This window comes from Legionella sp. 227, from assembly GCF_043161935.1.
GTDB classification, from domain to species: domain Bacteria; phylum Pseudomonadota; class Gammaproteobacteria; order Legionellales; family Legionellaceae; genus Legionella; species Legionella sheltonii.
Map to the genome: position 1 here is coordinate 562,417 of NZ_CP171154.1, position 15,158 is coordinate 577,574.

The following is a 15,158-nucleotide window of genomic DNA, read 5'->3' on the forward strand; positions in this document are numbered from 1 at the left end:
CCATATGTGCGGACCGTCCCCGTTTAGTGTCTGTCAAACCACTTCTTATCTGGATTAGGTATTCTGTACCGGCAAATTAGATTGAGAATCTCCTCGACAAATCATATTCTGGTCATTAGGTATTGATACTAGAGGTTTGAAAAGGTTTGGCATTTTAACAACTGTCCCAGGGATGCCTTTTTTTTCAAGCACTTCATTACACGCTGCGATTAATTTGAGATCATAGCGACCATTATTAAATATTAGCGCTTTACGCACAAACTCTTTTATGTGCTCAGCATATTTAGATAATTTTCCAATACTATCCATATAATCAATAATAACTGAAGCATGATCTTTTTTATTCTTTTTTAATGCATAGAAAAATGGGTCAATCCGATTTTTTTTATGACGTTGGAAATTAGTAACGGAAGGTTTAATTTTCTGCAGTAGATGCTTTAAATAATTGGGGGAACCATTATCAATCAATGTAAAAATAGGCGTTCTATGATTCCTATCTTTGAAATCTAAGCCCGGTTTTTCTATAAGCAGATCTATAGCAGCTAATCGATTTTTTATGTCTCGAGGTGTTCTATCTAGGGAGGTACCCAAGCACGCAAGATGTAATGCGGTACGGCCCGACATTGATTGCTGAATCGTTGTATCCATTTTAGGATTCTGGAGTAATTTCTTCAATACCGTTACGTTACCCAGAAAAGCGGCCATCAAAAGTAAAGTGATACGCTCCTGCTGCCACAGCGGCATGAATTGCCCATCTTTTACTTTTAAAATTGGCAACGGCAAATAAGAAATAGAATCATATTTTCTGATATTTCTATTTTGTAGCATTTCGTAAACAGGTTTAGGTAGAAAAGCAGTATCTTCTTTGGTAATACCTAAGGGGCTAAGATCATATGTACAGTTTGCAAAATTGTAAGGAACAGGATGATAGTTATCCTGATATTCTTCAAAAATTTCCTGAGCACATCTAAAATTATCCGAAGGGTGTAAGAGTTATTGTCAAAAGTGGTGTACAGCATTAGGCGGCGTTTCTGTCTGATTGTTCACCAACCTGTACTCCGTCTTCAAACTTCACGTTATTAACAACAAGAGTTAATAGGTTAAACCCTCTAATTTTAATCCATCGTTTCTGAGCTGACTCCATCAATTTAAATACCATTGCCAACGTGCTGTCTCTTGAGCCACAGTTACGTGATTTTTTTGTACGTAGGCGCACTGTAGCGAAAGCGGATTCAATTGGATTTGTTGTTCGGATATGAATCCAATGCTCCGCAGGAAAATCATAAAATGCGAGTAATTCCTCACGGTCTTTACTTAAGCACTCCATTGCTTTTGGATACTTAGGCGCGAATAACTCCACTGTGTTGTCAAACGCTTTATAAGCCTCTTTGCGTGTTGATGCCATCCAGATTTCATGCAATGCTGCTTTCACCTTGGGCTGCACCGATTTCGGTAATTTATTCAGGACATTGGCTGTTTTATGCACCCAACATCGTTGATGACGGGTATCGGGATACACTTTGCTAATAGCATTCCAAAAGCCCAATGCACCATCCCCTGCAGCCAGTTTTGGAGTGTGAGCAAGCCCCCTTTGTCGTAAGCTTGTCAACAGCTCCTCCCAGCTTGCTGAGGACTCACGGAACCCATCACTCACAGCGACTAGCTCTTTATGACCGTGCTCAGTAACGCCAATAATAACCAGCAAACACAAGCGGTCATCCATTCGCACTTGACTGTAAATACCATCTGCCCACCAATAAACATAACGCTTGTGACTTAAATCCTGACGCTGCCAGCTTTGATGCTCATCAAGCCATTGGCTTTTTAATCGACACACCGTATTTGCAGATAAGCCTTTTGCATGCTCACCCAACAGAGAACCTAAAGCCTCGGAGTAATCACCCGTTGATAATCCTTTTAAATAAAGCCAGGGAATCAATTCCTCAATACTCTTTGTACGTCTTAAATAGGGAGGTAACAAATGGCTTTGAAAATGAATACCAGAGCCTCCCCGGTCCCGCACTTTGGGTACTTTGATGCTGACATCACCAACGCCTGTCTGAATGGTTCTTTCTGGCAAATAACCGTTGCGAACGATAGCCTGTCTACCGTCGAGTAATTTATAATCCTCATATTCAGACAACATAGCACTGAGCTCCGCTTCTACTGCTTGCCTAATCAAATCACGGGCTCCATTTCTCAATAATTCAGTTAAGGGATCAGCAATTTTTTCAACTGGTGTTGAGACTTCTTTCAGTTTACAATTCTTCATGGCGTAGTTCCTTTTGTTGATTATGTTCTTGCGGAACAATCAACAGAATACGCCACCTAATTTATTTTTCCCATACACCAGATTCGAGCATAACTCAGGGTGTAAAAAGAGAGGTTTAAAGCAAAAATAATAATCTTTACCATAATCAACTAATAATTGCTCATCTTCATAAATATCTCTGGCGGCAATGACCAACATTCTTTTTTTCTTTTCTATAAATTCGACATTTTCCTGAATGGTTGAAGCATTAATAAAACGAGAGACATTTCCCTGGTATTTTGCATCAAGTATTTTGTTCCTGTTTTTCAAAAACATAAAATAATCTCTGTCTTTCTTTTCATCCTGATTTTCCTCATCGGAAACTTTTTCACCAGTGTACTCGAATAAAACAGTTCCCTTTTTGATGAAACGCCTGGCGTAAACACCATAGTGAATTTGCGGTGATGAAATGATATTCAGAGGAGCAATGTAAACCAGATCGGGTTTGTCTTTTTTGCCACTTTTGTATTGAAAGTTAACCTGGGAACCATTGACTGATAAGTGAATTGAATTCTCTAGCTCTTGAATAGATTTATTATCATCAAGATAAAATATTGGTCTGTGACTTTGTGCAGGAGTAGTCGTAGCAAAAGGGTTGTCGCCTATCACCAACTCTTCCTCTCTCCCCTTGCCTTCATCATCAATAGTAAGGATCTGTACCCCTTCATTATTCGCCTCCACTGTTTGAGTCATAACCTCTTTTTGTTGTGGCTCATTAAGTGGGGAAAATATGGATGAATATGAATTAGGATTCAGTGGTTGGGGTGTTAAAACTTCCGGTTGAGAAAACATCAATTTCAGTAGCTCTTCCATGATTGTAGGGGGTAGCAATTCATTAGAGCTGCTATCAGTGATCTCTTTTTGCTTTTTAGGCGCTTTTTGCTGATAGAATTCTTCTTTCCCTATTTCCACTATCCCATCTACCTCTAGGCTTTTCGGCCCATCTAATTGGACTTGTTCTATTGCGCTTGCTTTTCTTTTGAGAGAAATATTTTCATCTTTAGATTTCATGGTGGTCTATTATTAGCCAGTAAAGAACAAAATTTTAACATCTATTTATTAAAGCGGAGTTAGAGGGTCAGGCCTTGAATTGTGAATTTTCAATTATAAGTTGATTCACAATTCAAGGCCTGACCCCATATGTATACTTTAAATTACCTCGTACAATGTGCAATCGTTGCTGAAAAATGAACTAATTAGTCATCGCAGAGCTGAGATGTTGTCCATCTTTAGTTTGATATTGTCTGTTAATTTCAGCAAGCGCGTTAGCTGATATATCAGCAGATCCAATCGTTAGTTCTTTCCACACAGGCACATCTATTACTTTAAAAAAACGGGCATCTTTTTTTGATTTAATGAGTTGTGTAATATCATCCACAATATAGATTTTATTAAATCCAATGATCTGCCCTTGATCAAATTCTAATTCTATAATAGCACTTTGAGTTACTCTTCTAGAAATCGATGCAGCATCGCTTGCTATTACCCGTTCAAACCTACTTTTAGCTTCTTGTATAGTGTCATAGAAATGAGCATTATGACCTAAAGAGTAGCCGCAAACTCGCTCATAAAACAGCTTATGAAAAGGAGCAACTGCTAAATATGCTATATCTGCGAAACCATCACCAGACATAGTAAATGCAGGACTAACTATTGCGTATATTTTTGTCATTTAAAACAACCTTTAAATCCTTGATCAGAATGTATGGCACTCGCAGCTTTTACTTTATCTAATAAAATTTGCCAACTTTCTAAATCATTGCAATTAATAGATTGTTTTAAACAATCTGTAAATGCAGTATATTTATCAGAATTTTTTGGAAATCGTAATAATCCTTTACATAAAAATTTTTGTAGTTGTTTTTTCTTTATCAGAAAAACAACTTCCGTTAAATTTTTTTGCTGAGCATAGACTTAGAGGGTCAGGCCTTGAATTGTGAATTTTCAATTAAAAGTAAATTCATAATTCAAGGCCTGACCCCATATGTGCATATGTGTGCTTTTAATATCTATCGTTTTATGGAAACAGGTGAAAATTTTACTCAATAGGATTTATATCAATAAGGTGTACTCTAATCAGCTTAATATATTGTCCGATAGTACGACAAAGAAATGCGCACCAGGGTGCGCAACATTAGGATGAAGCAATAATTTGAAAATTACGAACATGGGCTAAAACTCCTTTTTCCCATCCTCCTGCAATCAAATGTTCCGCATTTTTCTGTAGGGTAGATGCAACTCGGCCAGAGAAATGAGCATTCTGAGCGGCTTTATTATGAAAGGCATCAAATATAGCATAAGTATTTTTGTCAGTTTTTAAAGCAACCCAAAAATAAGTTTTTGGTTCTGTTGAATTAATAAGTTGCGAACCTTCTTTTAATAAAAGTTCTAACTCATGAGATTTACCCGTTTTTGCCTTAAAAACAATATAAGATGCTTCCTGAGCAGTCAAAACCATATCCATATTAAAGTTATTAGAGGCAATGACATCGTAATTACTTATATTATGTAATACTCCTTGTTCCCACCCTCCTATTACCAATTGTGAAGCACTTTCTTTTAATGCTTTTGCAACTTGACCAGCAAAATGCAGCTCCCTTCCTTTTTCATTAAGAAAAATATCAAAAATAGCAAGATGATTGCCGTCTTTTAACGCGAACCACAGAGCAGTATTAGGTTCGGTTTGACGCACAAGTAGAGCACCCTTTCTAAGAAATTCTTCAAATTTTGACGTTGATTCGTTTTTGCTTTCCATATTGATATAAGTAGCGTTGTTAATGTTATTAGCGTTAATTATCATGGTTGTTTTACTCGCATAGTTAGAAGTTATTAATCCAAAAGTAAGAGAACAAATAATTAATAGTTTAAATTTCATAGACATCTTTGACTATCTATTGATAGATAGATAAATCAAATAAAAAAAATCAAAATGTTTTTTTAATATATTGTTTCACTGTTTCAACATAAGAAATATCCTCATACAGTCTTGACATCAGCAACCCCCCTTCTAGTTGAACCAGTATATATCTAGAAAGTTCCTCAGGTTGAGCTATGCCTAGTCTTTGTTTATCAGTAACCCCTTCACTGATTGCTTCTTTTATCCATCTTTCCAAAACATTAAAAAAAGTTCGGACTTTCACTTTAACCTTTTCGGTTAATGAAATTACATCTGAGGCAAGCATACCACCCAAACACATTTTCATCTCATCATGCAAAGTCAAAGAAATCACTTTATCTACTAAGCTCAATAACTTTTTCTGCAAAGACAATGAAGAGTTGAATTGCAACTCATTTAAAAAAAAAGACAATCGAGATAGTTGCCAATCTATTACAGCAGCAGCCAAGTCTTCTTTAGCTGGATAATAATAATGTATGCTTGATGTTTTAATGCCCACCACTTGAGCAATATCTTTGTAACTAAAAGCGTTATAACCCATCTTCTGGATTAAGCTTTCTGCAGTGGTTAATATTTTTTCTTGCATTGTTGTAATTTTCATAATCCGATTCTATCTATTAGAAGATAGAATTGTCAATCACTTTTTTAAATCTATTTATTTTTCTGATTATAGCTATACAAGTTTATTAAGTATTAATCAGTTAAAATTAATGAACTTTGATTAATGTATAGAGTTTACGAACTGGTTTTCACAGGAAATTACATATTTCTGGATATCTAATTTAGACGGTTCACAAACCCATAGGAATTTTAATACAACTGAAGGGAGCACTAATGCTATGATGTTGTAAATTTGTCACTAATAAGAAACCTAATGCCTAAATATTATGATCCCATTGATCAAAAATTCCATGATATAAACGAAAGTACCTTCGTATACCTGGTAAAGATCGATGAGCATACATTTAGAATAAAAGCGATTTCGTCAGGAATAGATAGGCTCTCTAGTGACCCCAATACTCATGCAACGGTACATTGGCCTGTTTCAACAAAAACACTAATTGAGCATCAAGTTAATAACCCAATTATTTTCCCAAATGATATGTTAAGTGAAGAACCATTATCACTGGATGAGGTAGTCCAGAACTTGGGTTTTAATCCCAATGAAATTCCTGCAACTGGGTTTAATCAATCAGTTGAAAATTGGCAGGGAACTACCGCTACTCAATCTCCAAAGAATATTCCCGAGTCTTCTTTACAAAATAATGAGAAACCACCTCTCTCTTCCAGGCTTAAGTTGCTTCCCCTTCCAGTGAATGACTCGCCACACAACTTAACTTTTTTTGGTTGCTCGAAATTAAAACAACCTTATGCTGCTACCCCTTCAAAGAATACACTATTGAATTTCACTAGGCCTCGGTTTTCTATGCCAAGGGATGAACTTCCATCCCTCTCGTCCAGGATCAGGTTGCTTCCTCTTCCAGTTGACAACTCACGACATCAATTTATTTTTTTTAGTTCGCAATTAAACCCATCTGTTGCAGCTACACTTTCGACTTCAACACCATTGGCTCAGGTGGAGAATGAGGACGAAGAAACCACGCATATTCAGAAAAGCATGTAACACGCTAAATGAATTCAATTTGATTGAGACTCGAAAAATGATCATTTTGGGATTAAGAAAAAGGCTTTATGAGTCGCTTTTCAGCAGTAAACCGCAAAAAATTCCACTAAAAGCAATTAAGATCAAAAATATAAGAAGGTCATTACCTTACTTTGACTATTTTTAACTCAAAAGCTACAATCGCGCGATTTTTTGACAATATAAAAAATTTAGGGAACTTTTGAAGTACATACAGCAAGGAATGCTTTTAAATTTAAACAAAACCAATTGGAGTACATTTTGAAAGTAAATCTGACTGATTATATAAGTACTTTTGCGGCATTCGATCCAACTTTTGATGCAATAAAATCAAACCCTCTGGTTAAAGTTAAAAATTGTTATCAAACTACAAAATCTTTTCTGGCGTCTTTAGAAAAGTTCTCGCTTATTTTTCCACAATTAAAAGAGATTAGAGCAAAATTAGCAGATCTCAATGAGTTTTTTGCCGATATGTTATTAGAGCAAACCAATGGTACTTTACAACTCGCTGAGGGAGCAAATCTGCAGGTTGCAAAAAGTCGTAATAAACTGAGCCACGCGTTAGCAAAAAAGATTATTCAAGACCCAGACGAATTATTAGAACTAATCGAAGAGTTTCTTGAGGATATTAAGAAACAAGCCAGCCAATCCAAGCAAGTAACACTTGATGAAAAGAAAAAACTAGACGATGTTGATTTAAATCTTCTGACTCACTCCATGATCTCTCTTGGATTCCAGGACAGATTTTTTGGTGGTGTTACTAATATCAATGCAAAAACACAACGTTCAAACGAATCTTTATTCGTAAATAAGGATTTCAGCAATTTAGCTGCCTCTACAACAAAAATTCAAGATCAAGATGAGTTGTTAAACATAGCCTCAACGTTGCAACAATTCAGAGATAGAACGAATGTCATAGAAAATAAATTCGGATTTATGCAGGAGGAATCAACCAGCTTCACCCCCGCCCTATAAATCGAACTTGAGCCAAGGAAGGCTAATTGCTAAATCAATACCTCCCAAAACAATGACCATGCACAAAGCTTAAAGTTGAGTCAATCCTCCATCGACAAAGAGCTCACTTCCTGTAATATAAGAAGATTCCGAGGTAAGTAAGAAAGCGACTGCCGCGGCAACTTCTTCTGCAGATCCAAAGCGTTTCATCGGATTGGCTGCCTTGATATCCTCTAAAACCTTATGCACCTGATCTGCGGGAAGCCCCCCTTCAACGAACCACAGTGGCGTATCAATTGGCCCTGGGCTTACGGCGTTGACACGAATTTTTCGCTCCAAAAGACTGGCAGCAAAAGTACGCGCTATGGAGCGCACCGCCGCTTTAGTCGCACTGTACACTGAAGAAGTAGCGTGACCTGTACTTCCAGCAACAGAGGCATTCACCACAATGGATGCCCCCTCCGCCAAATGCGGAATTGCTTTTTGCAAAGTAAAAAAGACACTTTTCACATTGGTATTCATGAGATAATCGAAATGCTCTTCCGTCACTACATCTACCGGTTCAAAGAGTACCGTGCCTGCATTGGCAAAAAGTCCATCGATAAAACCCACCTCTTTTTTAATGGAAGAAAACAAGGCTTCAATATCACTGATGCGACTGGCATCAGAGACAAGGGATTGCGCCGTTTTTCCAAGGATTTTTAGAGCCGTTTCCAGTTTCGTTTGATTGCGGCCGGTGATAATCACGCGTCCACCCTCATCAGTAACTCGTTTTGCAACAGCAAAACCAATACCGCTGCTTCCACCAGTTACCACTATCGTCTTTCCCTTAAATCGCATGATATTCTCCCAATGTGTGTTTGCTACATCCCGACTACGGCTCGGCATGGAAAGTAATCCTGACTCATCAAAACTAAGCTTACCTTGGCCTGCTGTTATTTATCCACTTTTAATGTAAATTATTAACTAATCCCTTGGTGATACACTCTGAGTCTATGAACATCGAACGATTGACCACAGCACTTATACCCGAATTATATTGTTCTAATATAGACCGTAGCTTGTCTTTTTATACCGAGGTATTAGGATTTAATGTCCAATACCAACGTGACGAAGAACAATTTGCGATGCTCGAGCGTCAAGGAGCGCGCTTGATGTTGGAGCAAATAAAGCAAGTGGGTCGAATATGGTTAACTGCCCCACTCGAGGTCCCTTTTGGTCGGGGGATAAATTTACAAATAAAAACGACTGAGATCGATCAATTATACAGCCACATTCAACGCTATAAAATCAATCTCTTTATGCCTATCGAAGACCGATGGTATCAAGCGGGTGAGCTTAAAATTGGCCAACGGCAATTCATTATTTTAGATCCGGATGGTTATATGTTGCGCTTTGCTGAAGATTTAGGTGATAAAATATGAACTATGTCGCATTGCTGCATGGGATTAATGCAGGTGGGCACAAAAAAATTGCGATGCGTGATTTCTTATTGATTAAGAAACCGCTCGGTTGAGCGTTTCTTTGGCTAAAGTGAGGCGACGCTCTACTTCCCCTAACTCTGCTTTTAAATGCAAAATCGCATTGGCATTAGGATTGTGCCTCAGATGCTCCAAAGCTTTAGTCATTGCTTGCTGCTGTTCTTCCAAGGTTTTGACTTCCGTCTCAAGATCAGTGATCCATTGCCGCCTGGTACTTAACATCTTAATGCCAAATGAAGGTTTTTCCTCTGGCTTATTTTTACCTTGATGCATTTGACATAAAACCACCAGAACATTAATTTTTTGTCTGATTCGCTCTGCCAAATAAAACGCACTGCGCTTATTTTGTTGCTTACCTAAAGCGTGGATGTCTGCTTTAATTTCCGCAATACATGCTGCACCACTGATCTCTGCATCAAGACGGAATAACCCTTTAGGCAAGCGTTGACTTGAAAAAAATGGACCAAGCTCGCTAATTTTCCATTCCAATTCGGGTAACCTTGCCATTAACTGGCTTAGTAATTCATTGGATTCTGCTGGTCTATCCATTTGCTTTGGCCATCATGCTCTGGTCCATAAATGCCTCTTCTTAACTTAGGTCAAGAAACGTATGCAAGGATCGTTAATCTGGAACAGCCTCCAATACTGCTGTTTTTTCTTGCGACCAAGAACTGATAAATGGTGGTAAACACATTAAAATTAAGCCACCAATTAAGGTCATTTCATAACGTACAATACCCCCAACATTAATCCCTTCGGGTGGAATAAAACTCACTGCTAAGGTAGCACATACCCCAATAATGCCAATACCTGCGACAAATAACATTCCTGCTATTCCGCCTGGGATTGCAAAAGGTCGATGATGGTGCGGCTCAGAAAAACGCAATTTAATTGCTGCAGCAAACATGATGAAATACATCAACATATACAATTGCGCGGCTAACGCAGTTAATAACCAATAAGAACCATTCACACTCGGCATAAATAAAAATAAGGCGGATAAGACAGTGACAATGCTCGCCTGCGTGAAAAGCATCACGACCGGGGCACCTTTTGCATTCGTACGTTGGAAGTACTCTGGCAAATTCCCATCCTCTGCAGCAACCAATAATCCTTTGGTGGGGGCAATGATCCAGTTACTCACACCACCCAGTCCTCCCAGAACCAGCATTAAAGCAACTACAGGCATCATCCAGTATAAATGATAGCTGGAAAAAAACGCCTCGAATGCTTGCATAATACCCGCTACTAAATTGATGTCTTTTCCAGGTAAAACAATCGCAATGGCTAAAGAGCCAAGAATTAAAGTACTTAAAATAATCCCTACCGAATAGATTAAAACCTTGGGAAAAGCATGCTGTGGGTTATTGACATCATTAGCATGAACTGTGGCAATCTCGATACCACAAAAGGACATAATAATCGCAGTTAAGGATACCCACATGGATTTATCGGACAAATGGGGCACAATGCTGGGGATATCAAATTGAATCTGTAAGGGATTCCCTTGGGTCATCCATACCACCCCAAGACCAATAATTAATGACATGGGTAACAATAAACCTGCAAGAGAACACAAATTACTGAATGCGGCAGAAGATTTCATTCCACGCAGGTTCAAAATCGTAGCGCCCCAAAAAGAACTCACGATGATTGCCCATAGAAAAACAGGATTGCTTGTTAGCTCGGGATTAATTAAATAGCCAATAGTTCCGGCAACAAAAGATAAAATCGTGGGATACCAGATAACATTTTCTATCCATTGCAACCAAATGGCTAAGAAACCCATTTTTTTGCCAAAAGCCTGTTTTACCCAAATATAAATCCCACCCTGACGAGCCCATCCTGAAGCCAACTCTGCTGAAACCAAAGCGGTGGGAATTAGAAAAAATAAAGCACCTAAAACAAAATAAAAGATTAATTGACTACCGAATAAGGCTGTAGCAGGCAAATTGCGTATGCTGTCTACAGAGCCAACGGTTATCATAGTCAGACTGAAAATTGTCAGTGAATGTTTTTTCTCGATCATCGCATTCCTTCAGTGCAGTTTTGGGCATGCAGAAGCTTAATTATATAGAAATTAGCTTAAGAAACCCTTAATAATAGGGTAATAATTAAACAAAATGTTCCTTGATTTTGTTTAGTAACCCGCAGATTTTTAATACGCACTGTAAAATAACATGATTTAATCAGAAAATCTCTGCCTTTTTTCCTGTCTTTATGCACAAAATCACTCGCCCCCGCAAGAGAAGTGGACAATACTATTATTTATACAGAGCCCATATTAGAAGACGTAGGGAATGTGGCCTTAATCGCGGATTAGGGCATGGTCTGGTCCGAGCTGCATCCCCTTAAGTTGAGACGATGTTCCCAACAGTTTCATATCATGGCTTCTCTGTGCTATAGTTTCAATTTTTTTCGGGCACCACATCATGTTTGAAACCTTAACCGAACGTTTGACTCGCACCTTTAAAAATTTACGGGGACAGGGTCGATTAACTGAAGAGAATGTACAACACGTCCTGCGCGAAGTCAGGCTTTCACTGCTTGAAGCCGATGTTGCATTGCCTGTTATTAAAGAATTTATTGAACAAGTAAAACAAAAAGCATTAGGGCAAGAAGTCTTAACGGAATTAAATCCTGATCAAGCCTTTGTTAAAATCGTTCATGATGAATTAATCCATATCATGGGCGATGAACGTGCCGAGCTTAATTTTAAAACCCAACCCCCTGCAGTATTTTTAATGGCAGGATTGCAAGGCTCTGGTAAAACAACCAGTACAGCGAAATTAGCTCGTTACTTAAAAGAGTCTGAGAATAAAAAAGTAATGGTAACCAGCGTCGACGTCTATCGACCTGCAGCAATTCAACAGCTTAAAGTATTGGCGGATCAAATAGGTGTTACCTTCTTCCCAGCAGAAGCCAATGAACAGCCACTTGCCATTGCAAAAAAATCGCTTGATGCCGCGAAAAAACAATATATGGATGTCTTGCTGATTGATACAGCAGGCCGATTGCATATTGATGCGGATATGATGGCTGAAATTAAAGGCCTACACAAAGAAATTAATCCGATTGAAACCCTGTTTGTGGTCGACAGCATGACGGGGCAAGATGCTGCAAATACCGCAAAAGCTTTTCATGAAGCCCTGCCGCTAACCGGGGTCATTCTGACCAAAACCGATGGTGATGCACGAGGGGGAGCTGCTCTTTCTGTAAAACAAATTACCGGCCAACCCATTAAATTTATCGGTAGTGGTGAAAAAGTAGATGCGTTGGAGCCGTTTCATCCTGAGCGAATTGCCTCAAGAATTCTTGGCATGGGAGATATTCTCACGCTGATTGAAGAAGTTGAGCGTAAGGCGGACAAACAAGCCAGTGAAAAACTTGCTAAAAAACTGAAAAAAGGCAAAAGCTTTGATCTGGAAGACTTTAAACAACAGCTTCTGCAAATGAATAATATGGGTGGTATTACTGGAATGATGAGTAAACTACCTGGTGTCAGTCAAATGATGCCACAGCAGGCAATGAAACAAGTTAGCGATAAAGCCATGGCGCAAACGATTGCCATTATTAACTCCATGACGCCCAAAGAACGTCGTATACCCAAGCTTATTGTGGGTTCACGCAAAAAACGTATTGCTTTGGGATCGGGAACACAAATACAGGATGTGAATAAGTTATTGAAGCAATTTGAACAAATGCAAAAAATGATGAAAAAATTTACCAAACCTGGTGGAATGCAAAAAATGATGCGTGGACTTGGTGGGATGGCCGGTTTAAAAGGCATATTACCCGATGATTTTAAATAATTCGCAAGAATTACTTCACATGCTGAATTAATTTTCGTACAATACACGGCATTTTTACGTAACCACTCTAAAGTAGAGGAAAACAATGGTCGTTATACGTTTATCAAGAGGTGGCGCCAAAAAGCGTCCGTTTTATCATATGGTCGTTACTGACAGTCGCAAACGCCGCGATGGCAGTTACATTGAGCGTATCGGTTATTTTAACCCTGTAGCTCGTGGGCAAGAAGTACGTTTGCACATTGATGCAGAAAAATTAAGCCAATGGCAAAAAGTAGGCGCACAATTGTCTGATCGCGTAAGCGCTTTAGTCAAAGAGTTTAATAAAAAAGGCGAAGCTGCTTAATAACGTGAATAATCAGGAAAACTGGATAGTAATTGCCCGTTTTGGGCGGCCACATGGTGTTAAAGGTTTTGTTACGGTTCACTCCTTTACAGAGCCTCGAGATAATGTGCTGAAGTACACAAATTGGCATGCCTTTATCAACAATAAATGGCAGCCAATAAAGTTATTGCGTGCTGAAGTACAAACTAAATCCATCATAGCCCAAATTGAAGGTTATCCTGAGCGCGAATCAGTAGCTCACCTCACTAATATAGAAATTGCAGTTCAACAGGAACAACTGGAAACACTAAAACCTGGTGAATATTATTGGCATCAACTTATAGGAATGAAGGTGATCAACCAAAAGGGTGAATCTTTTGGGACTGTCACGGAAATAATTCCTACAGGTGCAAATGATGTTTTGGTTGTAGAAGGTAATAAAAAACATTTAATACCTTATTTACTCGACCAGTTTATATTAGATATTGATACCAACCAGCAATTAATTACTGTTGATTGGGATATGGATTTTTAAGTGGTACTTCATCTCGGAGTAATCAGCTTAATACCCGAAATACTGAATGCATTAAACTATGGCATTACGGGTAGAGCAATTGAGCAGAAACTAGTCAAGATTGATTACTGGAACCCAAGAGATTGGTCTTCCAGGCCCTATAGGCAAGTCGATGATAAGCCTTATGGTGGCGGTCCGGGAATGGTGATGATGTATGAGCCCTTAAAAGGGGCAATTATGCAGGCACGTAGTCAAATGCCGAGTCATTGTAAAACGATTTACTTGAGTCCTCAAGGTAAGGTAATTCGACAAAATGACTTAAATCAAGTGGCACGTGACAAACAACCCTTGCTGTTTATTGCCGGGCGATATGAAGGAATTGATGAGCGTATTCTTCAACAATATGTTGATGAAGAATGGTCTCTCGGGGATTTTGTTTTAAGTGGCGGTGAGCTGGCTGCTACGGTATTTATCGATGCAATAATTCGTTTAATACCAGGGAGTCTAGGGCATCTTGGTTCAGCAGAACAAGATTCTTTTATGAATGGTTTACTGGATTGCCCTCATTATACTCGACCAGCAACCGTTGACGGATTAGAGGTACCACCCGTTTTATTAGGTGGTAATCACAGAGATATAGAACTGTGGCGAAGAAAGCAATCTCTGGGTAAAACCTGGCTTAAACGACCAGATTTACTTGAAAAAATACAGTTAAGTGAAACAGATAAGCAATTGCTTGCTGAGTTTATGTATGAACACGGTGATTCCTAAAGGATGAACCAATTTGAGGAGTAGTCCATGACTAATATTATTGACCAACTGAATGCTGAGCAAATGCAAGGTAAAGAAATCCCTGCTTTCAACCCAGGTGATACTGTTTTGGTTCAAGTGAAAGTAATTGAAGGTACCCGTGAGCGTTTACAAGCTTTTGAAGGCGTTGTTATTGCAAAACGTAATCGCGGTTTGAATTCAGCATTCACTGTTCGTAAAATCTCTCACGGTGTTGGTGTAGAGCGTGTATTCCAAACGTACAGTCCTATTGTTGATAGCATTACTGTAAAAAGACGTGGTGATGTGCGTCGTGCTAAACTTTATTACCTCCGTAACTTAGCTGGTCGTGCAGCACGTATCAAAGAAAAGTTAACCGGTAAAAAAGACTAATCTTAACGCACCGCTTTAATTTAAGGCTGGATGCACAATTTGAGCTGCATCTAATCCAGCGAAGC

The 15,158-nt window shown here is 38.7% G+C and carries 18 protein-coding genes; 9 read left to right on the top strand and 9 right to left on the bottom strand.

Annotation, left to right across the window (positions count from 1 at the left end; translation table 11 throughout):
* Positions 1-54 precede the first annotated feature (54 nt).
* From ACF8MK_RS02320 to ACF8MK_RS02345, 6 genes are all read right to left on the bottom strand, one after another.
* On the bottom strand, positions 55-744 hold the full coding sequence (locus ACF8MK_RS02320; protein WP_392538024.1) for an ankyrin repeat domain-containing protein: 690 nt from the start codon (positions 742-744) through the stop codon (positions 55-57).
* 274 nt (positions 745-1,018) lie between these two features.
* On the bottom strand, positions 1,019-2,272 hold the full coding sequence (locus tag ACF8MK_RS02325; protein ID WP_392536665.1) for an IS256 family transposase: 1,254 nt from the start codon (positions 2,270-2,272) through the stop codon (positions 1,019-1,021).
* A gap of 39 nt (positions 2,273-2,311) precedes the next feature.
* A complete protein-coding gene (locus tag ACF8MK_RS02330; protein WP_392538025.1) occupies positions 2,312-3,322 on the bottom strand; it encodes an SET domain-containing protein-lysine N-methyltransferase in 1,011 nt (336 codons plus the stop codon).
* A 181-nt stretch (positions 3,323-3,503) separates the two neighbouring features.
* On the bottom strand, positions 3,504-3,983 hold the full coding sequence (locus ACF8MK_RS02335) for a hypothetical protein (protein WP_392538026.1): 480 nt from the start codon (positions 3,981-3,983) through the stop codon (positions 3,504-3,506).
* 462 nt (positions 3,984-4,445) lie between these two features.
* Entirely contained in the window at positions 4,446-5,186 is a 741-nt protein-coding gene (locus ACF8MK_RS02340) for a putative quinol monooxygenase (protein WP_392538027.1), read from the bottom strand.
* Positions 5,187-5,235: 49 nt separating this feature from the next.
* The gene (locus ACF8MK_RS02345; protein WP_392538028.1) at positions 5,236-5,808 is read right to left on the bottom strand and encodes a TetR/AcrR family transcriptional regulator; all 573 of its coding nucleotides are present in this window, start codon (positions 5,806-5,808) and stop codon (positions 5,236-5,238) included.
* 273 nt (positions 5,809-6,081) lie between these two features.
* Between ACF8MK_RS02345 and ACF8MK_RS02350 the strand changes: the two genes are divergently transcribed.
* Both ACF8MK_RS02350 and ACF8MK_RS02355 read left to right on the top strand, forming a co-directional pair.
* Positions 6,082-6,831, top strand: coding sequence for a hypothetical protein (locus ACF8MK_RS02350; RefSeq protein ID WP_392538029.1), 750 nt, complete (start codon positions 6,082-6,084; stop codon positions 6,829-6,831).
* Positions 6,832-7,110: 279 nt separating this feature from the next.
* On the top strand, positions 7,111-7,824 hold the full coding sequence (locus tag ACF8MK_RS02355; protein ID WP_392538030.1) for a hypothetical protein: 714 nt from the start codon (positions 7,111-7,113) through the stop codon (positions 7,822-7,824).
* A gap of 69 nt (positions 7,825-7,893) precedes the next feature.
* On the opposite strand, the gene ACF8MK_RS02360 is transcribed toward ACF8MK_RS02355, so the two are convergent.
* Positions 7,894-8,643 (bottom strand): SDR family oxidoreductase, encoded by a 750-nt coding sequence (locus ACF8MK_RS02360; protein ID WP_392538031.1) that lies wholly within the window; start codon positions 8,641-8,643, stop codon positions 7,894-7,896.
* A 155-nt stretch (positions 8,644-8,798) separates the two neighbouring features.
* Here ACF8MK_RS02360 and ACF8MK_RS02365 point away from each other — a divergent pair, with 155 nt between their 5' ends.
* Positions 8,799-9,227 carry a bleomycin resistance protein gene (locus ACF8MK_RS02365; RefSeq protein WP_392538032.1) on the top strand — a complete coding sequence of 143 codons (429 nt, stop codon included), beginning with the start codon at positions 8,799-8,801 and terminating at the stop codon, positions 9,225-9,227.
* Positions 9,224-9,319: a DUF1697 domain-containing protein gene (locus ACF8MK_RS02370; RefSeq protein ID WP_392538033.1), complete on the top strand. Its 96-nt coding sequence runs from the start codon at positions 9,224-9,226 to the stop codon at positions 9,317-9,319. Before ACF8MK_RS02365 ends, ACF8MK_RS02370 begins: the two co-directional genes overlap by 4 nt.
* Here the strand turns inward: ACF8MK_RS02370 and ACF8MK_RS02375 are convergent.
* Together ACF8MK_RS02375 and ACF8MK_RS02380 are read right to left on the bottom strand one after the other, a co-directional pair.
* Entirely contained in the window at positions 9,300-9,833 is a 534-nt protein-coding gene (locus ACF8MK_RS02375; RefSeq protein WP_392538034.1) for a hypothetical protein, read from the bottom strand. The two genes, ACF8MK_RS02370 and ACF8MK_RS02375, sit on opposite strands and share 20 nt — an antisense overlap.
* A 73-nt stretch (positions 9,834-9,906) precedes the next feature.
* Positions 9,907-11,313 (bottom strand): APC family permease, encoded by a 1,407-nt coding sequence (locus ACF8MK_RS02380; protein WP_392538035.1) that lies wholly within the window; start codon positions 11,311-11,313, stop codon positions 9,907-9,909.
* Between the two features lie 403 nt (positions 11,314-11,716).
* Between ACF8MK_RS02380 and ffh the strand changes: the two genes are divergently transcribed.
* The 5 genes from ffh (at position 11,717) to rplS (ending at position 15,093) form a co-directional block, all read left to right on the top strand.
* Complete coding sequence (ffh, locus tag ACF8MK_RS02385) at positions 11,717-13,096, top strand: signal recognition particle protein (protein WP_392538036.1); 1,380 nt, start codon at positions 11,717-11,719, stop codon at positions 13,094-13,096.
* An 85-nt stretch (positions 13,097-13,181) separates the two neighbouring features.
* Positions 13,182-13,439, top strand: coding sequence for a 30S ribosomal protein S16 (gene rpsP / locus ACF8MK_RS02390; protein ID WP_265702195.1), 258 nt, complete (start codon positions 13,182-13,184; stop codon positions 13,437-13,439).
* Positions 13,440-13,443: 4 nt separating this feature from the next.
* Positions 13,444-13,953: a ribosome maturation factor RimM gene (gene rimM, locus ACF8MK_RS02395; RefSeq protein WP_265702194.1), complete on the top strand. Its 510-nt coding sequence runs from the start codon at positions 13,444-13,446 to the stop codon at positions 13,951-13,953.
* Positions 13,954-14,703 (top strand): tRNA (guanosine(37)-N1)-methyltransferase TrmD, encoded by a 750-nt coding sequence (gene trmD, locus ACF8MK_RS02400; RefSeq protein ID WP_392538037.1) that lies wholly within the window; start codon positions 13,954-13,956, stop codon positions 14,701-14,703.
* A gap of 27 nt (positions 14,704-14,730) precedes the next feature.
* Positions 14,731-15,093, top strand: a complete 363-nt coding sequence (gene rplS, locus ACF8MK_RS02405) for a 50S ribosomal protein L19 (RefSeq protein ID WP_392538038.1) — start codon at positions 14,731-14,733, stop codon at positions 15,091-15,093.
* Positions 15,094-15,158 lie beyond the last annotated feature (65 nt).